We start from the raw sequence: 22,029 nt of genomic DNA, 5'->3' as shown, positions 1-22,029 counted from the left end.
CCAACATGCCGCTACTGATCAGACAGTCTTGCACCAATCAGGAAACGGGAACCGCTGGCTCGCGCTCCTCCGCATTTTGCTGGGGAGAGAGAAGTGCACTCATATGGGAGAGACGATCACGAATACTGTCATTAAATCCGTGCGTCACCATATCCATTGCCACATCAACTGCTGCGGCAAATCCTTCTGCATCCGTGCCGCCGTGAGACTTAACAACCACACCGTTCAGGCCCACAAAAACGGCCCCATTGTACCGGCGTGGATCAAGCCATTCCTTCATGCGTTCCAAGCCCGGACGCACAAGCAGATATCCAATTTTGGAAACAATACCACGCTTAAATACGCGCCGCAGGAGAGTGGTTGCCATTTTAAGCACCCCTTCCCCGGTTTTAAGCGCGACATTTCCGGTAAAGCCATCAGTCACAACCACATCGGTTGTGCCTGCGGTAATATCATGCCCTTCCACAAATCCGTGGAACTGCGAAGCCAATGGGCTTTCTCGCAGGGCTTCTGCTGCTACACGCAGCTTTTCATCACCCTTCAGTTCTTCCGAACCGATATTGAGCAACCCGATAGAGGGCGCAGGCAGCCCCAACACAGCCTTGGCAAAAGCTTCACCCATTACGGCAAACTCTACAAGGTTGCGCCAGTCACACGCCACATTCGCACCCAGATCCAGCATGACCACATCACCCTTGATGGTAGGGCTGATGGCCGCCATGGCCGGACGGGAAATACCCGGAAGGGTTTTAACAACAATCTTGGCCAAAGCCAGCATGGCGCCGCTGTTGCCAGCAGAAACCACACCACGGGCGCGGCCACTTGCCACGGCATCCATGGCAAGGCGCATGGACGATTGCCGCATCCGCAAAGCAGATGTTGGCTTCATATCCATTGGGATAGACTGATCCGTATGCCAGATGGTGCATATGGATGCAGCCTTGGGGTACTTTGCCAGCAAAGGCCGCAACTGGGCTTCATCCCCCAGCAGCAGCACCTTGATGCCTCGGTGCCGTTCAGCGGCAGCGGCGAGCCCGGCCACAACAACTTCCGGAGCCCCATCACCTCCCATTCCATCCACGGCAAGGCTGAACACCTCGTCCTGTTCAGAAAGGGAATTATCTGGAATCTCGGTCTTGTTCATGCCTGCTTCTCTGCCATACCGCAGATGCCTTGCTCCCACAGAACGCGCATCACGCTGTAATGCGCGTTTTACCGCAAACCCACGCTTTAAGCGCGGACAGCAACCTTAAGTGCCTTACCGGAAGCAACCACTTCACGACCATCGTAATGGCCACAATGGCTGCACACATGGTGCGGGCGCTTCAGTTCGCCACAGTTAGAGCATTCAGCAAAAGCTTCCACGTTCAGAGCTTCATGGCTGCGACGCATGCCACGACGTGAAGGCGAGGTTTTCTTCTTGGGTACAGCCATGAGCCCGAGCCCCCTCTTGAAAAACGGTTTAAAAACGCCTGGCAGCGTGTTTTTTCACCCCACCAGACAACAACACAGGTTTATCACCAGACTGAGCCGGGGCCTCTAGCAGACGACAAGCTTTTTCGCAAGCAATCCAGAAAGAAAACCCGTACCGCGCCCAGATCAGGCCTTGCCCGGTTTGAGCCGAGACAGGGCCGCAAAGGGGTTCTGCTTTTTATCCTGCTCCCCTTCTTCCAGAAGCTTCTCTGCCTCTTCCTCGCTCAGGACAAGGCCTTCTGGCAGATCAATTTCTGGCGCATGTGGGTATGGGTCCAGATCAAGAGCAAACTGCTCTACAGCGGCTTCGCCCAGATCTATATCCTGACCTTCATACGGAATTTCATCAATTGCATCCAGATCAGGCTCATCCGGTTCTACAAACCGTTCAGAAGGCACAAACCGAACACTGAATGCTCCTGCCAGAACATCCTCAAAGTTTTCAAGGCTAACAACGCAGGTCTGCGTATAATGAACAGCCAGCGCACCTTCTGCCTCCACCACACTGTGCCTGTCTGCCTTTAGCAGATACCGACAGCGGAAAAGCGTAATTTTTGGCAAACCAAGGCGGCGGGCAATTGCTGCGCATTCCTGTTCCGTTGCTTCCACCGTCACTGCTGTTTCCTGCCCCCCGATTCGGCGCAATGCCATTGGGCGGGAAAATTCTGGTTTTTCAGACATAGCAGCCTCCTGAGCTGGCAGAGGAAGATCGTTTACAGAGGCGCATACACTTACGGGCACCCACCCTTCTGCAACGCTTTTTCTAATTGGGGCTTTTTGAAGGAAAGCTAAAGGGGGTAAAGTGCAAAAACAGATGGAAAAAACCATTCTGTAATTGACGCTTCGTATCAGTTTGAGGCATCCGACTGTTACATGGCCGCGATGTGCGGATGCCTTAAATGTTATGCTTAGGGAAGCCCCAACCGAATGAAGCAGCCACGCCAGCATAAAATATCACGCCTGCGTAACACCTGTGGCGCACTGGCAGCAGTGATAGCGCTTTCTGGCTGTGCCGTGTTTGGGCCAACGCCAACGCCTCGTGGCTCTTTGGTTGAAGCGGATGATTACAACCAGCTTATCCCCGGCGCCAGCACCCGGGCCGATGCGCTGGATCTGTTAGGCTCCCCCACCACCAAGGGGGCGTTTGATGACAATACATGGATCTACATTTCCATGAGCACATATCTGATTCCCATGGATTTTCCGGGAATCGGCAAGCAGCAGGTTGTGGTGCTGAAGTTTGATGATGCTGGGAACCTGCAAAGCCTGCGCACACTGAACAAAAAAGATTCCCGCTCTGTGGCTATGATCAACAGCATCACCCCCACACCGGGCACAAAAATCAACATCCTCCAGCAAATTCTGGGGAATGTGGGCCGCTACAACCCCATGCAGAACATGATGGGTGCTGGTTCGGCTGGTGCTGGCGGCATGGGCATGAACAACCAGGGTCCAGGCCACTTTGGTTCGGGCAACTCTCTGTAATCACCCATGGGTCTAGCGCGGTAGGAATAGCCTGACGCGCAAACCACCCATTGGGGAATCCAGCAATTCCATCTCACCACCATGTGCGCGCACGATGTCGCGCGAGATTGTGAGCCCCAGCCCGGTTCCACCCCCACGCCCGCTCTCAAAGGCCCGTAGAACGCTGTCTCGGCGTTCCGGGGGGATACCCGGCCCATCATCATCTACCATCATCACAACGCCATCTGATCGGCCCTGAGCGCTTAAATTGATATGCTTTGCATAACGGCGCGCATTATCCACCAAATTGATTAATGCGCGCCGCATGGCATCTGGGCGCATATGCACCCGCAACCCCAGCGCCACACGCACCGAGAAAACATGCGCACCAGCGCGCCGGGCTGCGGCTGCCACATCTTCCAAAAAGGGTTCTATTTCGGTGTCCGCAACATTTTCGGTCCCTTCCCCACGTGCAAAGGCCAAATAACTGGCAATCATGTGCTCCATTTCCGCCACGTCACCAATCATGTCCTCTACATCGGGCTGAATGTCTTCTGCACGCACCATGCCGGTACGGGGCATCATATCCAGGGAAAGCCGTAGGCGGGTAAGTGGCGTGCGCAAATCATGCGATACGCCCGCCAGAACGCCCGTGCGTTGCGAGACAAAACGGTAAATCCGGTCTTGCATGCGGTTAAAGGCCACAGCTGCCTTGCGCACTTCCTGCGCCCCTGCCGGACGAATAGGACCAATATCACGCCCAAGCCCAAACTGCTCTGCCGCGTGGGCCAGCCGCCGGATAGCCCGCACCTGATTACGCATGAACAGGCTGGCAATCACAAACAGGAGCAAAGAACTGCCAACCGCCCATGCCACAAACAGCCATATCTGCCCCATATCCAGCCGTTTACGTGGGGCTTCCACATCCAGCACACCATCTGGCAACTGGATGGAGATTTTGACTGTGTGGGGATCTTCTCGCCAATTTACGAAAAACGGATAGCTGATAGAGGCACGTAGCGCACGAGCCAGATCTTCATCCATAGGCCCCAACACGTGGGTGGAACCAAATCGCCTAAGCCGGGCATTGGAATGCCACGATTCTACCAACTGCAAATGCTGTTGGGCCTGCTCTACAAACCACTGCCTATCTGCCGGTTTTTTTAAACGCTCCAAGGCATTTAATGAGAGCACAATTTCTGATGTGACCGAATCTGAAAGACGGCGCGAGGCAACCTGTAGAAAATTGCCGTAAAACACTTCCAGCGCGATGCCCTGCGTGATCAGCAAGGGGATCAACACAATCAGCAAAGACCGCGCCAGAAGCGAACGTGGAAGCACGCGCCGCATGGATTTTTCCACCCTGCGTGACTTCCAGAATGAGGATGGAAAAAGCTTTAGCCCGCTGCGCCGCATGATTTATGTCTTACAGCCCCGGTTTGAGCACATATCCACGCCCACGGATGGTATGCAGGTATCGTGGCTCCTTGGGGTCAGGCTCAATACGTCGCCTCAGGCGCGTTACCTGCACATCTACGGCGCGCTCTCCAATTTCCGCCATATCCAGCGCCTTGGCAATTTCCTCGCGCGAGAACACATCATTGGGCCTACGCGCCAATACGGAAAGCAGAGCGGCCTCACCTCCCGTAAGATGAATGGTGCCATTGGGCCCACTTAAAATAAGCCGAACGGGATCAAACTCTTTATCCCCCAACCGCACGATACGCAGATTATCCGTTGCCGGAGCAGGTTGATGCCGCCGTAAATGGGCTTTCAGGCGCAAAAGCAGTTCGCGTGGCTCAAAAGGCTTACCGAGATAATCATCAGCACCGGCTTCCAGCCCTGTAATGCGGTCTGCCGGTTCTCCGCGTGCTGTAAGCAGCAGAATGGGGAGTTCCTGCCCTTCATCACGCAGTGCGCGTGTCAGTTCCAAGCCGTTTTCACCCGGCATGGTCACATCCAGTACCATGGCATCTGGCTGAATGCCTTCCAGTGTCTGCCGTGCCTCTGCTGCACTGGCTGCTACACTTACCCGAAAGCCGTGCTCAAACAGGTAGCGCTGCAACAGCCGCCGTAACCGCGGATCATCATCCACCACAATAACATGCGGGGCGACATCTTCTTCCACACTCTCGCGCTCATGCTCCATGCCGCCCTCCTTTTTTACCGGCTGCATCTTCATTCAATACAGACCGACTCTGTTCGGATAACATTCCACGCATCACGCGCCGAAACCCTTCCACAGCTGCGCCTCCTGCCTCTCGATACGCAGCTACAAGGCGATGGCGCACAACAGCAAACAATCTGGCTTCTGCTGCTTTGCCTTCTGGGCTTAAAAAAAGCAGACGTTGCCGCCTGTCCTGACGCCCCGGTTGGCTTTCCAGATACTGTCTTGCTTCCAGTTCATGCATGGTGCGGCCAAGGCTTTGTTTTGTCACCCCCAACACGGCCTGAAGGCGACTAACCGGAATACCGGGACTAAACGCCAACACCTGCAACACCCGATAATGCGCGTGGCCCAACCCATCTGCTTCCAAAACGGGCTCAATAGCCTGCGCCATATCGCGCGATGCCAGAAACATAAGGGTTTGCGCCAGCCGCAACTGTTCTTCCCGCAGAAAGAGCAGATCTGCTCCTGCTGTTTCATGAGGTAAGGACATAGGTGTTTAGGCCTCCCGCAAAAGGCTCTTAGGCCCGCGCCATAAAGGGAAAACCACCCATACGGGCTTTAATGCGCCCAATGCGCAGAACATCTGCCAGACGCCTATCAACAAACGCTGCCAAAGCAGCTTCATTATCACCGCGCGCCAGCCAGTACAGCAGCACAGAGGCATAGACACCGCCTAAGCTGAGGCGCTTGGTTACGTAAGTTAGCCCCGAGGAGTCATCCTGTGCAGCCTGCCAGATGGCATTGATAGTGCGCATCATGCTCCGGCGCAGCGCTTTTCCCTCACACGGGGCCAGCAGAACGGAGAGGCCTTTACGTGTAGCTGAACGGACGGCCTCATCCACCGGAAGCCGATATAGCAGCGCCTGCCGCACACGCTGGCTTAAGCGGGGCGCCTCTTCCGTATCCCACATGGCTTCCAGCATATCTCTGTCACATAGGTCGAACCATGCTTCCACAAGCTCTGCACTGCCACCGGGAAACAGCAGATCAGCATCTAGGCCTGCCACTTGCAGCAGCACATCCATACCCCATCCACGCTCTCCGGCTACGGCAGCCATCTTGCGCAGGATCTCATCCCGCGCTGGATCACGCTCCAAAGGCGCAGGCATAATGCCAGCAGCCAAAGTTGCCACTGCCAATGAGATAGCCTGACTTATCTTACCTGCACCCGTGCTCATGCCCTACGCCCCATACCGTGTGATTTCTTTTGCAAACCCAAATTTGCTCATATCCGTCATCCGCATGGGATAGAGGATTCCATCCAGATGATCCATTTCATGCTGCATGACATGCGCCCGAAACCCTGTGGCCATGCCTTCCACCTTTTGTCCGTGCTGATCAAACCCGGCATACCATATCCGCTTGTAGCGCGGCACTTCCCCCCGCAGGTCGGGCAAGGAAAGGCAGCCTTCAGCCCGTAGTATTTTTTCATCATCAACCGGTTTTAAAACCGGGTTGATCAAAGCCTGCACAGGCAAAGGGGGATCATCCTCCCCTTCACTACGCGCAAGTGGCACGCTGTAAATAAAAAGCCTTTGGGAAACAAACACCTGCGGGGCAGCCAATCCTACCCCACCGCTTTCTTCCAGAGTTTCACGCATATCCGCTATCAGGCGCGCAATATCTGGCGCTGTGGGGTCTGGCACCTCCTGCGCGGGCTGCCTTAAAACCGGGTGCCCCATGCGGGCTATTGCAAGAACTGCCATTTTTCACCCCATTTCTGTGGAGGTTGCACAATAAAAGCACACAGAAGTGCATTTTAAACACGAAAGAACAAATTGTATCTTGTCTAAAGGCCGTGTTATAGAGGCCGCCAACAAAGGAATCGGCGCCCCGCAAGGCTGCGACGGTTCCGGTTCCGTGATAATCTACAAAAAGCCGGGTTGCCCGGATTTTTCTGAAACAGGGGTTAGAGACCAAGTGCACGTTCTCGTCCGTGACAACAATGTCGATCAGGCTCTTAAAGCGCTCAAGAAGAAAATGCAGCGTGAAGGCATCTTCCGTGAAATGAAGCTGCGTCGGCACTACGAAAAGCCGTCTGAGCGCAAGGCCCGTGAAGCGGCAGAAGCCGTGCGCCGTGCTCGTAAGATGGAACGCAAGCGTCTGGAACGCGAAGGCTTCTAAGCCTTTCCATCCTTCTATCCAAAAAAGGCCGGCATCCTATGGATGTTCCGGCCTTTTTTGTGCCTGCTCTATTTCCATAGCTTGCCGCCTATAAAAAAAGCCGCCCCACCTAAAAGTGGGACGGCCTTTTAACTTGCTGCTTATTAAGAGCGTTACTTCTGGAGCTTATCCAGCTCCCGCACAATGGCTTCACCCATCACGGATGTGCCAACGCGCGCCATGCCTTCGCTCATGATATCTGCCGTGCGCAAACCGCTTTCCAGCACGTTGGAAACCGCCTGCTCAATCATGTTGGCTTCTTCCTGCTTGTTCAGGGAGTAACGGAGCAACATGGCAAAAGACAGAATCTGCGCAATGGGGTTTGCAATGCCCTGCCCGGCAATATCCGGCGCACTGCCATGAATGGGCTCATACAGCGCAGGGAATTTGCCATTTTCGCGCACAGCACCCAGCGTTGCAGAAGGCAGCATACCCAAGCTGCCTGTCAGCATGGATGCAAGATCAGACAGCAGATCACCAAACAGGTTGCCGGTCACAATCACATCAAACTGGCGCGGGTTACGCACCATCTGCATGGCGCAGTTATCGGCCAGCATGTGAGAGAGTTCTACATCCGGGAATTCTTTGGCATGCACATCTGTCACCACTTCCTTCCACAGAAGGCCGCTTTCCATGACATTGCATTTTTCAACAGAACACACACGGTTAGACCGTTTGCGGGCCAGATCAAACGCCACACGTGCTACACGCTCAATTTCAGACGTGGTGTAAACTTCTGTGTTGATGCCCCGCTTGCTGCCATCTGGCAGGGTTTCAATGCCACGTGGGTTACCAAAATAGATACCACCCACCGTTTCACGGACGATCATGATATCCAGCCCACGCACCACATCCGGCTTAAGCGTGCTGGCATCTACCAGTGCATCAAACACTTTGGCCGGGCGCAGGTTGGCAAACAGCCCCAGTTCCTGCCGCAGCTTGAGAATGGCCACTTCCGGACGCTTTTCAAACCCGACATGCGCCCACTTTGGATCACCAACCGAGCCAAACAGCACTGCATCCGCAGCCCATGCCTTCTCGATCACTTCATCACGGATAGGCTCACCGTATTCTGCCAGAGAAGCACCACCAACCACATCTTCCGTAATATCGAAGGACAGGCCACGACGGCTTTCCAGCCAGTCAATAACACGCCGGACTTCCCGCATGATTTCGGGGCCAATACCGTCACCCGGCAGAACAAGAAGTTTTATGGCTGTGTTCTGTGCAGTCATCATGCAGCTCCAGAATAATCAATCAATATGAATGGAAGGCATCCAGGGTTTTTCCCGGTTTTCCCGGTTTTCATACCCTTCGATATTTGTTTCGTGCTGAAGCGTCTGGCCAATATCATCCAGCCCTTCCAGCAGCAGATGCTTGCGGAACGGGTCGATTTCAAAAGGCACTTCCTGCCCATCTGGCCGCACAATAACCTGCCGGGGCAGATCAACCGTAAGGCGGGCATTGCTGCCCATGCTGGCATCTGCCATCAGCTGATCGCAAATTTCACGCGGCAGGCGGATCGGCAAAATGCCGTTCTTGAAGCAGTTATTGAAGAAGATATCGGCAAAGGAAGGTGCAATTACGCACCGAATACCAAAATCCAGCAGTGCCCAAGGCGCATGCTCACGCGATGAACCGCAGCCCAGATTGTCATAGGTAATTAGGATTTCAGCTTTACGCCACGGTTCCTTGTTCAGCACAAAATCCGGGTTTTCTTTACCATCTGGCAGATAACGCATGGCATCAAAGGCATTTTTACCCAAGCCGGTGCGCTGCGTGGTTTTCAAAAACCGAGCCGGAATAATTTTGTCTGTATCAATGTTGGCTTCTGGCAGAGCTGCCGCAATGGCCGACAGAGTTGTAAACTTTTCCATTATGCCAGCTCCCTTACATCAGTCAGACACCCCGTCACAGCAGCAGCCGCGGCCATAGCAGGAGACAGCAGATGTGTGCGACCGCCCGGCCCCTGACGTCCTTCAAAATTACGGTTGGATGTAGAAGCACAACGCTGGCCCGGTGTTAGCCGATCTGGGTTCATACCAAGGCACATGGAGCACCCGGCCTCACGCCATTCAAAACCTGCATCCAGAAAAATCTGGTCTAGCCCTTCTTCTTCTGCCTGCCGCTTTACATTGCCCGAACCCGGCACAATCATGGCGCGCACGCCTTCAGCCACCTTGCGGCCAGCGGCTATCTGCGCTGCGGCACGCAAATCTTCAATACGGCTGTTGGTGCAAGAGCCAATGAAAACCACATCAACTGGTGTGCCAGCAATTTTCTGCCCAGCTTCCAGCCCCATGTAGTCCAGCATACGCTGCATCTGGGTGCGCTTGGCTTCATCAGCTTCATCGGCAGGGTTAGGTACGGTGGCCGTAATGGGCAGCACTGTTTCCGGGCTTGTGCCCCATGTCAGGCTGGGGCTGATATCTTCTGCCCGCAGCGTCACTTCCTTATCGAAATGCGCACCTTCATCAGAAGCCAGCGTTTTCCAATAGGCAACAGCCTTGTCGAACTCTTCACCCTTAGGGGCAAACGGACGGCCACGCACATATTCAAACGTGGTTTCATCTGGCGCAACCATACCTGCGCGTGCACCGGCTTCAATGGCCATGTTGCACAGCGTCATACGCCCTGCCATGTCCAGCCCACGAATGGCGGAACCTGCAAATTCGATTACATGCCCTGTGCCACCAGCCGTGCCGATATGCCCGATAATAGCCAGCATGATATCTTTGGCAGAAACGCCAGCACCAAGCGTGCCATCAACCGTAACGCGCATGTTTTTAGCCGGACGCTGCAGAATGGTCTGCGTGGCCATTACATGCTCGACTTCCGACGTACCAATACCAAAAGCCAGCGAACCCAGCGCACCATGCGTAGAGGTATGGGAATCCCCACACACAATGGTCATGCCTGGCAGAGAAATCCCCTGCTCTGGCCCGACAACGTGCACAATGCCCTGATTGGCAGAAAGCAGCGGGAAATACGGAACCCCGAATTCCTTAACGTTGCGTTCCAGCGTTTCAATCTGGTTGCGGCTATCGGCTTCTTCAATCGGCTGAGTACGGTCAGACGTTGGCACGTTGTGGTCAACCACAGCCACAGTCTTTTCCGGGTGGCGCAGTTTACGCCCGGCCAAACGCAAGCCCTCAAAAGCCTGCGGGCTGGTGACTTCGTGCACAAGGTGCCGGTCGATATAAAGAATAGAGGTGCCGTCCGGCAGAGTTTCAACGACGTGATCATCCCAGATCTTGTCGAACAACGTACGCGGGCCCATGCCCTCCTCCTTTATATTTCTTACGCTACGTGCATCAGCTCACCTATTGGGCCAATGCTGTTGCGGTATGCCTATATATCAAAAAGACCCGACTGACATAGGCCAGCCGGGTTTTAAAAACCATATCAGACCGATGTGAACGGTTATATGGTTTTAGCTGGCTGCCGGAGCAACCACTTCACGCGGGCGTTCTGCAATACGAGCAGACTTACCGCTACGGCCGCGCAGGTAGTACAGCTTTGCACGACGCACTTTACCACGACGCACAACCTTGATTTCTGCAACCGTAGGTGCGTACAGCGGGAACACACGTTCCACACCTTCACCATTGGAAATCTTGCGCACGGTGAAGTTGCTGTTCAGGCCCTTGTTGGAACGGGCAATCACAACGCCTTCAAAAGCCTGCAGACGGGTACGTTCACCTTCCTGCACCTTAACGGAAACGCGCACCGTATCACCGGCTTCGAATTCCGGAACTCCGCGCTCTGCTGTCAGACGCTTAATTTCTGCAGCTTCATACTGCTGAATGATGTTCATGTCGGTATCCTTCCTCAAACCCCAAAATGGTCTGTCTGTGCGGCCCCGCCCACAGCTTCAGCCATGTTTCTTTCCTTGCGAGCCAGCCAGGCAGACCACAGATCCGGCCTTCTTTCCCGCGTTATTTCTTCTGCCTGCTTCTGCCTCCAGGCCGCGATGGCGGCATGATTGCCCGAAAGCAGGATTTCCGGCACAGCGCGCCCTTCCCACTCGGCAGGACGGGTATAATGCGGGTATTCAAGCAGCCCTTCGGAAAAACTTTCCTCTACGCCACTTTCCTCACACCCCATCACGCCGGGTAGCAGGCGCACACACGCATCCAGCAACACCAGTGCGGCAGTTTCCCCACCCGAGAGAATGTAATCTCCGATGGATACCTGCTCAACGTCATGCGCTTGCAGCACACGTTCGTCCACACCTTCAAACCGACCACACAGCAACAACACCCCAGAACCAGCCGCATAACGCCGCACATCCTGCTGCGTTAATGGCCGCCCACGTGGTGTAAGATACACACGCGGCACATCTGCTGGCGTCTGAGAGGCAGCAAAGGCGGCATCCACCACATCCGGGCGGATAACCATACCTGCACCACCACCAAATGGTGTATCATCTACTGCACGATGCCGGCCCAGACCATGCTGCCGCAGATCTTCCGTCCGACATGTCCACAAGCCTTTTTCCAGTGCTCGCCCTGCAAGGGAAAGTCCCAGTGGGCCCGGAAACATTTCAGGAAACAGCGTGAGCACAGTGGCCTGCCAGTTCATGGCTGCACCTCTGTTTTCTGCCGTTTACCAACGCCGCGTCCTTCTTCGCCCGAAACTTCTTCGGGGCGCACCACAGTGATTGTCCGTTGTTTCAGATGCACCTCAGGCACACAGGCCTGAGTAAACGGAACAAGGGAACCATCACTCAGTTCCAGACTGGCGCCAGCTCCATAATCATGCACCATCACAACACGACCAAGAGAAAGACCGTTTTCGAAAGCTTCCATGCCAATTAAATCAGCATGGTAGAATTCTTCTTCCTCAGGTTCCGGCAAAGCTGCGCGCGGCACATACAGGCGGATATTCACCAACGCCTGCGCGGCATCACGGTCAGCCAGCGGAGCGCCATTGGCATCCCGCAATTCGGCTACGCTATCCGCCCCACGCCAACTGAGGAACCATTTACGGCCCTGATCGTCCTGCAATGCCCCACACTGCTCCAGCGTTTGCGGGTTTTCCGCATAAGCACGCACACGCACAAGGCCGCGCACACCATGCGGTTTACCAACAACGCCCATCAGAATGAGGTTTGAGCACATGATGGTTTCAGGCTTTAGGCAGCAGCAGCTTCGGCAGCTTTAGCAGCTTCAGCAGCGCGTTCCTGCGCCTTCTTTTTCGGAGCAGACTTTTTAGGCTGTTCACGATAAGCGGGCTTAGGTGCCAGACCTGCGTTACCAAGGAAGCGAGCCACGCGATCTGTCGGCTGAGCGCCTTCAGACAGCCAATGCTTGATGCGTTCTTCTGTCAGACGCACGCGTTCAGCGTGATCAGACGGCAGCATTGGGTTGTAGGCGCCAACCTTTTCAATGAAACGGCCATCACGCGGGCTGCGGCTATCTGCCACAACGATGTGGTAGTACGGACGCTTCTTGGCACCTGCGCGGGCAAGACGAATTTTAAGACTCATTCGGAGTTACTCCAGACCCAAAAATAAAAAACCCGAAAAACTGCTTCTAGAAATAGACCGCCTTAGCGGAAAGGATTGCCACCAGGTCCACCCGGCGGCCCTCCCCCTCCCATTCCTTTCGGCATGAGCGCGGACATTCCCTGGCGCATGAGACCTTTCAAGCCCAGTTTGTTGAAGCGCTTCATCATGGAGGACATCATATCAAACTGCTTGAGCAGCTTGTTAACATCCTGAACTGTAGATCCAGACCCGGCAGCAATACGCTTTTTGCGCGATGCCTTGATAATGGCAGGGTTTTTACGCTCTGCCTTGGTCATGGAAGAAATAATGGCAAGGTGCTTTTTCAGGATAGAGGTATCAAGATCCTTATCCCCCAAAGCTTCCTTAACTTTACCCATACCCGGAAGCATGCCCAGAATACCGGAAATGGAGCCCAACTTGTTGATCTGGCGGATCTGGGATGCGTAGTCATCCAGATCGAACTTGCCCGCCATCATCTTCTGGGCGAGGCGTTCACCTTCTTCCTGATCAAGCGTATCGGCGGCTTTTTCAACAAGCCCGGCAATATCACCCAAGCCAAGAATACGGCCGGCCACACGTTCTGGATAAAATTCATCCAGCCCGTCCAGCTTTTCACCCGTACCAATCAGCTTGATGGGAGCACCGGTAATGGCGCGCATGGAAAGCGCTGCACCACCGCGGGAATCACCGTCCATCCGGGTCATGACAACACCGGTCACACCCACAGCCTCATTAAAGGCCTTGGCGGTATTTACGGCATCCTGCCCGGTCATGGCATCTACAACCAGCAGGGTTTCTGCCGGGTGTGTGACATCACGAATCTGCCGCACCTCGTCCATCAACGCTTCGTCTATGGAAAGACGACCGGCGGTATCGAGGATAACGACATCATAACCTTCGCGCCGCCCTGTATCGAGGGCACGCTTGGCAATTTCTACAGGTGTCTGCCCAGCCACAATCGGCAGGGATGTAACGCCAACCTGCTCTGCCAACTGCGCGAGCTGCAACTGAGCTGCAGGGCGCTGCGTATCCAGAGAAGCGAGCAGAACCTTTTTACGTTCACGCGTTTTAAGGCGCAGGGCCAGCTTACCAGAGGTAGTGGTTTTACCAGACCCCTGCAAACCAACCATCAGAACGGGAACAGGTGGGGTAGAGTTTAGATTAAGGGGAACAGCACCAGCACCGCCAAGAGCATCAATAAGAGCATCATTGACGATTTTAGCGACAGCCTGACCGGGAGAAATGCTTTCCAGCACTTCATGCCCAACGGCTCGTTCCTTAACTTTATTAACGAAGTCTTTAACAACAGGCAGCGCAACGTCAGCATCCAGCATGGCCAGACGGACTTCCCGCATTGCCTCCAGAACATCGGCTTCAGACAGCGCCCCCTGTTTAGCGAGGCCATCAAAAACGCCGGAAAGCTTGCCTGAAAGAGCTTCGAACAAAAGTATCACACCCCATAACAAGACGCGCCACTGCGCGAACACTCGCGGAGTGGCGGGCCTGATTTGTTGCAGGGGTTACGGGATACCCCTGCGAGAGTCAAGAACCTTCTGGCGGTTTACTTGCCAGATTTATCTGCATCGGCTGTCGGAGCAGGATGTTCAACAGCATGAAGCTGGTCCAGCAGATCATGAATCTTAACCTGACGCGCATGAATCTGGGCCAACTGATCAGCCGTCAGCACATCATGGATGCGGGAAGCCGTTTCCAGATGCTGGGATTCACGCTGGGCGCGCAGGGTAGCCATTTCCTGCTGCAGTGTTGCAACCTTGTCTTTGTCCACCGGGCCGGGGGATGTCAGCGCGTCTTCAATCTGGCGGTGGATTTTGTCGAAATCACCACGGAGATCCTGCGTCTGATCCTGACGGTGGGCTTCCTGCAGAATGGTCTGAATCTGCTTGCGCTGCTTTTTGGTAAGATCAATGCCGTCCAGAGCATTCAGCCCTGCACCCGGAATGCTGGGGCCAAAACCGTTTCCATTAAATCCATTACCGGGTTCTGCATGTGCGCTAACGCCTGCAACAGAAACACCTGCAGCCACAATTGCTGCCAGAAGGGCCTTTTTGATTTTCATAATGTCTATGCTCCTTAAAGCTTGAACTGCTTCATACTTGGGGAAGATTCCAAACTTGCCAAGAGTAACGCCGCATATAAATGCTTGGGGATGCGGGTTGACATCAAACCGCAGGCGTGCGCGCCAATTGCAGAAAACGGGCTGCATCGGCCACTTCCCGCTGAATACCGGCAATACGGTCCGTTATTTCCGTATCCTCACCCCACACAGCCATTTGCATACGTTCATCCAGCGTTGCGCTGGCCACCAGTTCATCTACAGAACCAGCGCCATTTACCAGCGCCAAACCCAGCACAAGGCTTCCCAATGCTGGCACGGAAACGGCAAGCACAGCCAATTCCGCCGCATTCAGCTTTTCCATGGCATCATAGAGCTTTTGCAAAGACTCTTCGGGCTGCACAATTGGCATCACACCAGATGATGTGTGCAGGGTAACCCCATACTGCTTCCGCAGCCATTCCAGCCACGGGTCCCATTCCTTGCGTTGGACCTGCGCCAGCTTGCCTTCCCCCGGCTCCCGGTAACACAGCAGATCACTGCCCGCATAAGCCAAGAGGCTGCGCAAAACCCCTTCCCGCTCTGCAGGAATACGCTCGATCATAGAGCCCGCAATACCTGTAAGGGGCAGATCAGCAGGTGAAAAAAGACCATCTGCATTTTGCCCGGCAGCCTGCCATTCTGCCGCCAGCGCATCTGCCAATGCGCGAGACGAGACGCATAGCGGGGTCTTGCGTGGCAGACGGATGCTGCGCCCATCAAGCTGCACAACAAAGCCCTGCCCTTCTGGCACAACGTCTGCCTGTTTCCAGAACCGTTTGCGGCCAACCGGCGCATTGCCAGAAACATTATGTTCGGTAGATGCCATTTTCATTGGAACAGCCCCAAGCCACGCAACATGTTCATGACCTTTCCTTCCTTGCCCGCTTTTTTCTGCGGTGCATCTGGCCCAGCCACACCCTCACGCGCAGCAGAAAGCATGGAGGGGCAGTTATCTCCCTCCCCATCATTTCCGCCAATGCTTATGCCGTACCGGCCTTCGTAAGCCGGATCCATACGCGGTTTGGGGTCTGACAATGTACCTGTAACCGCAACATCGGAAGAAGCCGAAGCCCCACCCAGCAACACGCGCGGAGACAGGTGCATATCCAGCACCTGAGAGCCCAGCCCCACCGTGCCGTGCCCATGCAGAACCAGAAACGGCGTTTCCAGCCCCAGCATATCAATATTGGCATTGCCCTGTGCAAACTGCATATGGCTACCAAAGCACCTTACGGGCATTTTGCCTTTAACCGGCACCTGTGGGCCCAGCAGCGTGCGAATAGCAGCACCACTTATGCTACCATCCACAACCGAAACCCCAAGGTGCCCGTCCAGATTATTGCGCCGATCTTCCGGCGTTTCCCCTTGCGTGGAAACTGCACCCACAAGCTGCACAGTGCCGGAAAGCGAGGAAGAAAGGCCAAGCCAGCGCTCAACAACAGGCAGGGGTAAAAACACAGGGTGCGCCGCCAATTCAATCTGGGGCAAAGCACCGGCCACGTCATACACCAAACGGCCAGCTTGCTGGAAACCATTGCCTTCAGCCTGCACAGGCTCAAGTGTCAGTCTGCTATTTTGCAGCGTGGCATGCGTGCTGACATGCGCCCATGTTACGCCCTGCCAGTTTACGCTCTGCGCTTGCACATCCATGGCACCTCGTGCGCCACGCAGCACATCTGATACGGCATGGTGCCGCACCACAGATGCCGTATCAGCAACATCTATGTGCCCATCTACTTTAAGATCATTGGCGGCTGGCAGATCACCCCCCGGCACCACGTGCGCGAGTTGGCCATGCACATCCAGCGCAGAAGCACCAGCACTTAGAGTGCCTGTACCGTGTATGCTGGATTCACCCTGCGTGAGCGTTAAATCCACCGGCACAATCTGCTGTGCAACGTGTTCGGGCGCAGCAGCCAACTGCTGCATTGTTCCCACCGTGCCACGCAAGCTCAACACCTGCGCACCCACCTGACCATCAATCTGGGCCGTTACCGGATCTGTGGGGCCTGCCGTATCTATTACCACTCGAGTTAATGCAGCCTGTGGCAACCATGCGCCTACATCCACATTTTCAGCACGCACGTGCAGGCTTTGGGGTGCAGGCTGCGCGCCCTGCCCACCAACAGCCATATCTACAGAAACATTCCGACCTTCTGGCAGATTTGCATGTGGGAAAAAGACATTCAGATCACGCAGCTGCGCAACAGAACCACCAATCTGCAACGCATAGACTTTTTGGCCCTGCGGATCTGTAATGGACCCATCTATGTGCGCCAGCCCTGCAGGATGGCCATTCACAGTCAGAGAGATTCTCAGCTGCATTGGCAACTGGGCGGACATTGGCAACAAAGGCCCTGTTTGCCCTGTAAGCGCTAACTGTCCAGCTCCTTTACGCAGCTTTACGTCAAAATCAGGCGCGTTCCCCGAAAGCCCTTTCACCTTGCCTTCGGCAATCTGAAAAGCGCCAGAACGATGATGCACCGCATCATCCCAAGCGACCTGCGCCTGTGTGAGCAAAAGATCTGAAACCGTCAGATTCCAGTGCATCTTGCCGGAACTGGAAGACGAAGAGCCCCCGATGCTGCTCTGGCGTTCCTGCGGTGTGAAATGCCAATCTGCCCGCCCATCTGCCAAACGGCGCAACTGCACCTGTGGACTGATGAGGCTGACATCTTCAAACGCAATGCGATGAGAAAACAGCGGCAACAATGCCAACCGGGCACGCACCTGCCCGATATCCAGCATGTTCACACCATCTTCCGCCACGCTGGACAGTTTTACGTTCTTTGCTTCCACCCACGGAAAAGGCAGAATCCACACATGCAACTGGCCAATGGTCAGGTGGCGGCCGGTGCTGCTTTCCACTGCATCGGCCAGCCGTGTTTTCAGCCAGTCTGCATCCTGCGTGGCAGATATAATTGTGCCACCGCCCAGCGCCAGAACAGCGGCCCCCGCCAGCAGGCCGATTTTCCATTTCAGACGCATGTGCGTTTCTCCTGTTTCAACTTGAACCGTCCTTATCCTTGGCCACCACGGCGTGAAGGTGGCGGTGTGGTGCCCGGCACAAACCCAAGAGTTCGGAAGGTTTCACGCATATGAGGCGGTAATTCGGCACTTACAGTTAAGCGCCCACCTGCCGGATGTGGCATATCCAGCATACGGGCATGCAGATGCAGCCTGTCTGTAAAGCCAGAAGGATGGGCTGCTGCTCCACCGTATTTCGGATCTCCCAAAATAGGTGTGCCTAAAGATTCGCAATGCACACGAAGCTGATGCGTACGGCCAGTAAGCGGTGAAAGTTCCAGCCAAGAAAACTTGCGTGCAGCCGAATCCAGCACTTCGTAAACAGACCGCGCAGATTGTGCATCGGCATCCTTACGGTCAGCTGCCACGGTGATGGAACCGGGGCCAGCACCCAAACGGGCCAATGGCTGATCTATCTCGCCTGAAAGCGGATCAGGCCGCCCAACCACAACAGCCCAGTAGATCTTTTTTACGTCCCGACCACGGAAAGATGCCGCCAGCTTGGCAGCTACGCCGGGAGTACGCGCCAGCAGTAGAAGGCCGGAGGTATCTTTATCAATCCGGTGCACCAGACGTGGGCGCGGATCATCTTCTTCCCGCAGGCCATCCAGCATCATGTCAATATGTTTGGTAATGCCGGGGCCACCCTGCACGGCAAGCCCTGCGGGCTTGTTAAGGACAATAACGTGCTTGTCCTGATACACCACCATCTTGCGGATTTCGCGCGCCAGTTTTTCATCCAGCGGGCGGGGCACATCGCGCGCAGGCTTGGCGGCCATGGGAATGGGGGGCACGCGCACCGTTTGCCCCGGTTCTAATCGGGTGGAGGCTTCTACCCTTTTGCCCTCAACACGAATCTGGCCCGTGCGGCACAGTTTTTGAAGCGCCCCCTGCGTAAGATGCGGGTAATGGCGGCGAAAATAGCGATCCAGACGAATACCGGCTTCGTCTTCGCTTACGGTACGATTGACAACACTCATGCGCCGATATTCACGACTAACGCCGATCCCGCAAGCGGGACCACGTTTCTAGCCTGTGACGAACCTCCCGTTCATAGCCTCTGCCCGTTGGATTATAGAAGTTCTGGCGCTTCATGCCGTCGGGAAAATAGTTTTGGCCAGAAAAGCCTTCTTCCGCATCGTGGTCATACTGATAGCCCTTACCGTAGCCGATATCCTGCATCAGTTTGGTGGGAGCATTTAGAATATGTGCCGGTGGTATCAGGCTGCCTGTAGCCTTGGCTGCACGGCGGGCCGCGCCATAGGCTTTATAAACCGCGTTGGATTTGGGCGCAGTGGCCAGATGCACCACAAGCTGCGCCAAGGCCAGTTCCCCCTCCGGCGAACCCAAACGCTCATACGTTTCCCACGCAGCCACGGCCAATGGCAGGGCGTGTGGGTCTGCCATGCCCACGTCTTCTGCGGCAAAGCGTGTCATACGGCGGGCCAGATAACGCGGGTCTTCCCCACCTTCCAACATACGGGCAAACCAGTAGAGAGCTGCATCCGGGTCTGATCCGCGCATGGATTTATGCAGAGCGGAAATCAGATTGTAATGCTCTTCCCTATCCCGATCATACAAAATGGCGCGTTTTGCCAACAGGCGGGAAAGAGCCTGCGCATCCAGCGGTTTTTCTGTTTTCAGGCTTAAAAGCTGCTCCACCATGTTGAGCAGGTAACGGCCATCACCATCTGCCATAGCGCGGAGGGTGACACGCCCATCTTCCGTAAGCGGCAAGGGCCTGCCTGTTTCTTCCTCCGCCCGCACCAGCAGAGCTTCACAAGCTGGATCATCCAGCCGGTTAAGCACCATAACCTGACAGCGTGACAGCAAAGCGGAATTGAGCGCAAAGGATGGATTCTCGGTTGTGGCACCAACCAGCACAACGGTGCCATCTTCTACAACCGGCAAAAAGCCATCCTGCTGCGCGCGGTTAAAGCGGTGAATTTCATCTACAAACAGCAGCGTGCCGCCACCTACTTCTGCCTGCCTGCGTGCGTTCTCGAAGGCTTTTTTCAGATCTGCCACGCCAGAAAACACAGCCGAAAGCTGCACAAACTTTAACCCAGCAGCCTGTGCCAGAAGGCGGGCAATAGTGGTTTTGCCAACACCCGGCCCACCCCACAAAATCAAACTGGCAAGTGAGCCTCGTTCCAGCATACGTGTGAGCGCACCCTCTGGCCCCAGCAGATGCGCCTGCCCTACCACATCCTCCAACCGTTGCGGGCGCAGGCGGTCCGCCAATGGCTGCGTGGGCGCTGGCTTTTTGCGTGCGTCCGCATTTCTTCCCTGCGATGGCTCGGGAGGAAGTCCAAAAAGATCATCACCCATTACCGGGGGTTCACGCTCTGCGGCCATAGCCTGCGTGCCTCACTTCAATCTGTCTCAATCTGTGTGAATATATCGGCCTGCACGGCAGCTTTTTCCAGAAGAAGCACGGAAAAAGCTGCTTGCAACACAGTTTAGTTGTCCTCGGCAGGCAGGACGAAAGTGCTTGCCGGAATATCTGCACCCGCATGCACATCAAACAAGGTTACGCGGGTTTCGCGCCCTTGCGCGTCCAGCACACTCCATGACCGCAGAGCAACTGGTGTTTCATAAAAAACCAGTGTCAGGCTGCCATCACCGGGGGAGGATGTGCGCACAAGCGTAACCTGCACCAGCCCGTTATCATGCTGAAAGCCCGTTACCGTGACATCATCTGTCAGGCTGACATGAGGGCGCAGCAGAAGGCCCAGAGGTGTACGCTCAATGGGAATAACCGTGGTTTGGTCCAACTGGTTATCTCGAAACACAACCTTGCCCCCGTTGGCTACCAGAAGCAGCGGTGAAGGCGGATCATACGCCAAGCGCATCTGGCCGGGGCGCTTCATCCACACGGTGCCGGTTGTGCGTTTTCCTTCTGCATCAAGCTGCTGAATGCGGGCCTGAAAGGTTTTGGACTGGTTGAGCGCCTGCTCAATCCGTTTCAACCATGCTTTATCGGATGCAGAAAGCGCCACAGCAGCCGGAGCGGAAGAAGATGCTACGGGAATAGCCGTTTCACCGGTATCGTCCTGTGCATAAGCCTGGCTGCCAGCCAGAACCAACCCCATAGCCGCTGGCAGAACAGCCCGGAAAATGGATTTCATGAACGTGGTTTCTTTCATCTGAAACATGCAGGCTTATACAGCTATCAACCCGGCAACCAGCGCCAACGCTACGGCCAGGCCAATTTCTCGATTAGCCCTAAACTGGGCCAGACACAAAGCGGGGCTTGTGGGGTCTACCTTACGGGCCTGTTGCCACAACAATATGGCAGGCAACACCAAAGCCACCCAAAAAAGTGGGCCAGCCCCCGCCAAAACAGCGGCCACAGCCAGCAAAACAAGCATCAGCCCGTAACATGTGCCAATAAACCCACGCGCCCGGCCGACCATAAGGCGAGATGTGGATTTCACACCAATGCGAGCATCGTCTTCCATATCCTGAAAGCCATAAATGGTATCAAACCCCAGTTGCCACACAATGGTTGCCGCATACAAAGCTGCCTGCGCCCAAGATAAATGCCCAGCCGCTGCCGCGTATCCCATGGGTGCGCCAAAGCCGAAGGTAAACCCCATGACAAGCTGAGGCCACCACGTAAACCGCTTGGCCAATGGGTAAAGCGCCACCAGCAGCAGGGATGACACACCCAAAATCCATGAAAGGCTGTTCAACTGCACCAGCACAGCCAAGCCTGCCAGCAAAAGCAGCACCAAAAATAGTGTGGCCCGCTTCATGCTCAACGCGCCAGATGCCAGTGGCCGCCCAGCCGTGCGCGCCACTTGCCGGTCTATATCCCTGTCCCACATATCGTTCACAACGCAGCCCGCGGCCCGCATTACAAGGCTGCCAATGCCAAACAGCACAATCAGCCGAATGCGTTCGGAAGTGGCAACACCCTGAGGCAGCAGAATACCCCACATGCCCGGCAGCCATAAAAGCCACGTGCCTATTGGCCTATCCAACCGCGCAAGCAAAGCATAGGCCTGCAACGCCGGAGGCAGATGGGCAATCCACCCTGTAATGCGGATATCTGTATGGCTGGAAGAAACTGACACGGCTGTTCACGTATCCTGTTCA

At 55.2% G+C, this 22,029-nt stretch carries 25 protein-coding genes; 2 read left to right on the top strand and 23 right to left on the bottom strand.

Going from position 1 to position 22,029, the window contains the following annotated elements:
* Positions 1 to 37: 37 nt before the first annotated feature.
* The 3 genes from plsX to QQM41_RS10645 all read right to left on the bottom strand — a co-directional run bounded on the left by plsX (position 38) and on the right by QQM41_RS10645 (position 2,154).
* Positions 38 to 1,144, bottom strand: coding sequence for a phosphate acyltransferase PlsX (gene plsX / locus QQM41_RS10655; RefSeq protein WP_050820110.1), 1,107 nt, complete (start codon positions 1,142 to 1,144; stop codon positions 38 to 40).
* Between the two features lie 86 nt (positions 1,145 to 1,230).
* Positions 1,231 to 1,434: a 50S ribosomal protein L32 gene (rpmF, locus tag QQM41_RS10650; RefSeq protein ID WP_006116507.1), complete on the bottom strand. Its 204-nt coding sequence runs from the start codon at positions 1,432 to 1,434 to the stop codon at positions 1,231 to 1,233.
* A gap of 165 nt (positions 1,435 to 1,599) precedes the next feature.
* Positions 1,600 to 2,154, bottom strand: coding sequence for a DUF177 domain-containing protein (locus QQM41_RS10645; RefSeq protein ID WP_339077108.1), 555 nt, complete (start codon positions 2,152 to 2,154; stop codon positions 1,600 to 1,602).
* Between the two features lie 246 nt (positions 2,155 to 2,400).
* Here QQM41_RS10645 and QQM41_RS10640 point away from each other — a divergent pair, with 246 nt between their 5' ends.
* Entirely contained in the window at positions 2,401 to 2,958 is a 558-nt protein-coding gene (locus QQM41_RS10640) for an outer membrane protein assembly factor BamE (RefSeq protein ID WP_087651945.1), read from the top strand.
* A gap of 12 nt (positions 2,959 to 2,970) precedes the next feature.
* Here the strand turns inward: QQM41_RS10640 and QQM41_RS10635 are convergent, their stop codons facing one another.
* Genes QQM41_RS10635 through def form a run of 5 tightly spaced genes read right to left on the bottom strand, consistent with a single transcriptional unit; the run spans position 2,971 to position 6,813 of the window.
* The gene (locus QQM41_RS10635; protein ID WP_050820113.1) at positions 2,971 to 4,353 is read right to left on the bottom strand and encodes an ATP-binding protein; all 1,383 of its coding nucleotides are present in this window, start codon (positions 4,351 to 4,353) and stop codon (positions 2,971 to 2,973) included.
* 10 nt (positions 4,354 to 4,363) lie between these two features.
* Complete coding sequence (locus QQM41_RS10630) at positions 4,364 to 5,086, bottom strand: response regulator (protein ID WP_003623943.1); 723 nt, start codon at positions 5,084 to 5,086, stop codon at positions 4,364 to 4,366.
* Positions 5,076 to 5,597 carry a MarR family winged helix-turn-helix transcriptional regulator gene (locus QQM41_RS10625; RefSeq protein WP_050820114.1) on the bottom strand — a complete coding sequence of 174 codons (522 nt, stop codon included), beginning with the start codon at positions 5,595 to 5,597 and terminating at the stop codon, positions 5,076 to 5,078. The genes QQM41_RS10630 and QQM41_RS10625 overlap by 11 nt, the downstream gene beginning before the upstream one ends.
* A 28-nt stretch (positions 5,598 to 5,625) precedes the next feature.
* Entirely contained in the window at positions 5,626 to 6,285 is a 660-nt protein-coding gene (locus tag QQM41_RS10620; protein WP_339077107.1) for a rpsU-divergently transcribed protein, read from the bottom strand.
* Between the two features lie 3 nt (positions 6,286 to 6,288).
* The gene (gene def, locus QQM41_RS10615; protein WP_087651943.1) at positions 6,289 to 6,813 is read right to left on the bottom strand and encodes a peptide deformylase; all 525 of its coding nucleotides are present in this window, start codon (positions 6,811 to 6,813) and stop codon (positions 6,289 to 6,291) included.
* 214 nt (positions 6,814 to 7,027) lie between these two features.
* On the opposite strand from def, the gene rpsU reads away from it, so the two are divergent.
* On the top strand, positions 7,028 to 7,231 hold the full coding sequence (gene rpsU / locus QQM41_RS10610) for a 30S ribosomal protein S21 (RefSeq protein WP_019088333.1): 204 nt from the start codon (positions 7,028 to 7,030) through the stop codon (positions 7,229 to 7,231).
* A 152-nt stretch (positions 7,232 to 7,383) separates the two neighbouring features.
* Here the strand turns inward: rpsU and leuB are convergent, their stop codons facing one another.
* The 15 genes from leuB to ubiA all read right to left on the bottom strand — a co-directional run bounded on the left by leuB (position 7,384) and on the right by ubiA (position 22,007).
* The gene (gene leuB / locus QQM41_RS10605) at positions 7,384 to 8,508 is read right to left on the bottom strand and encodes a 3-isopropylmalate dehydrogenase (RefSeq protein WP_087651942.1); all 1,125 of its coding nucleotides are present in this window, start codon (positions 8,506 to 8,508) and stop codon (positions 7,384 to 7,386) included.
* 15 nt (positions 8,509 to 8,523) lie between these two features.
* Entirely contained in the window at positions 8,524 to 9,147 is a 624-nt protein-coding gene (leuD, locus tag QQM41_RS10600; protein ID WP_050820118.1) for a 3-isopropylmalate dehydratase small subunit, read from the bottom strand.
* Positions 9,147 to 10,550, bottom strand: coding sequence for a 3-isopropylmalate dehydratase large subunit (gene leuC / locus QQM41_RS10595; protein ID WP_050820119.1), 1,404 nt, complete (start codon positions 10,548 to 10,550; stop codon positions 9,147 to 9,149). Before leuC ends, leuD begins: the two co-directional genes overlap by 1 nt.
* A 153-nt stretch (positions 10,551 to 10,703) precedes the next feature.
* Positions 10,704 to 11,087, bottom strand: coding sequence for a 50S ribosomal protein L19 (gene rplS / locus QQM41_RS10590; protein ID WP_339077106.1), 384 nt, complete (start codon positions 11,085 to 11,087; stop codon positions 10,704 to 10,706).
* Between the two features lie 14 nt (positions 11,088 to 11,101).
* Positions 11,102 to 11,854: a tRNA (guanosine(37)-N1)-methyltransferase TrmD gene (trmD, locus tag QQM41_RS10585; RefSeq protein ID WP_339077105.1), complete on the bottom strand. Its 753-nt coding sequence runs from the start codon at positions 11,852 to 11,854 to the stop codon at positions 11,102 to 11,104.
* Positions 11,851 to 12,393: a ribosome maturation factor RimM gene (rimM, locus tag QQM41_RS10580; protein ID WP_050820120.1), complete on the bottom strand. Its 543-nt coding sequence runs from the start codon at positions 12,391 to 12,393 to the stop codon at positions 11,851 to 11,853. The genes trmD and rimM overlap by 4 nt, the downstream gene beginning before the upstream one ends.
* A 14-nt stretch (positions 12,394 to 12,407) precedes the next feature.
* Positions 12,408 to 12,761, bottom strand: coding sequence for a 30S ribosomal protein S16 (gene rpsP / locus QQM41_RS10575; RefSeq protein WP_042787560.1), 354 nt, complete (start codon positions 12,759 to 12,761; stop codon positions 12,408 to 12,410).
* A gap of 62 nt (positions 12,762 to 12,823) precedes the next feature.
* Complete coding sequence (ffh, locus tag QQM41_RS10570; protein WP_014456997.1) at positions 12,824 to 14,227, bottom strand: signal recognition particle protein; 1,404 nt, start codon at positions 14,225 to 14,227, stop codon at positions 12,824 to 12,826.
* A gap of 116 nt (positions 14,228 to 14,343) precedes the next feature.
* Positions 14,344 to 14,859, bottom strand: a complete 516-nt coding sequence (locus QQM41_RS10565; protein ID WP_339077104.1) for a periplasmic heavy metal sensor — start codon at positions 14,857 to 14,859, stop codon at positions 14,344 to 14,346.
* A gap of 103 nt (positions 14,860 to 14,962) precedes the next feature.
* Positions 14,963 to 15,730 carry an ATP12 family protein gene (locus QQM41_RS10560; RefSeq protein ID WP_339077103.1) on the bottom strand — a complete coding sequence of 256 codons (768 nt, stop codon included), beginning with the start codon at positions 15,728 to 15,730 and terminating at the stop codon, positions 14,963 to 14,965.
* Positions 15,727 to 17,886, bottom strand: coding sequence for an AsmA family protein (locus QQM41_RS10555; protein ID WP_339077102.1), 2,160 nt, complete (start codon positions 17,884 to 17,886; stop codon positions 15,727 to 15,729). The genes QQM41_RS10560 and QQM41_RS10555 overlap by 4 nt, the downstream gene beginning before the upstream one ends.
* A gap of 32 nt (positions 17,887 to 17,918) precedes the next feature.
* Positions 17,919 to 18,905: an RluA family pseudouridine synthase gene (locus QQM41_RS10550; protein WP_042787565.1), complete on the bottom strand. Its 987-nt coding sequence runs from the start codon at positions 18,903 to 18,905 to the stop codon at positions 17,919 to 17,921.
* 16 nt (positions 18,906 to 18,921) lie between these two features.
* The gene (locus QQM41_RS10545; protein ID WP_339077101.1) at positions 18,922 to 20,283 is read right to left on the bottom strand and encodes a replication-associated recombination protein A; all 1,362 of its coding nucleotides are present in this window, start codon (positions 20,281 to 20,283) and stop codon (positions 18,922 to 18,924) included.
* 104 nt (positions 20,284 to 20,387) lie between these two features.
* Positions 20,388 to 21,083: an outer membrane lipoprotein carrier protein LolA gene (locus tag QQM41_RS10540; RefSeq protein ID WP_339077100.1), complete on the bottom strand. Its 696-nt coding sequence runs from the start codon at positions 21,081 to 21,083 to the stop codon at positions 20,388 to 20,390.
* Positions 21,084 to 21,089: 6 nt separating this feature from the next.
* Positions 21,090 to 22,007, bottom strand: coding sequence for a 4-hydroxybenzoate octaprenyltransferase (gene ubiA / locus QQM41_RS10535; RefSeq protein ID WP_339077099.1), 918 nt, complete (start codon positions 22,005 to 22,007; stop codon positions 21,090 to 21,092).
* Positions 22,008 to 22,029 lie beyond the last annotated feature (22 nt).

It is taken from the genome of Acetobacter sp. AC2005 (assembly GCF_037901235.1).
Taxonomy (GTDB): Bacteria; Pseudomonadota; Alphaproteobacteria; order Acetobacterales; family Acetobacteraceae; genus Acetobacter; species Acetobacter oryzoeni.
This window is presented reverse-complemented; position numbering and strand designations above follow the sequence as displayed.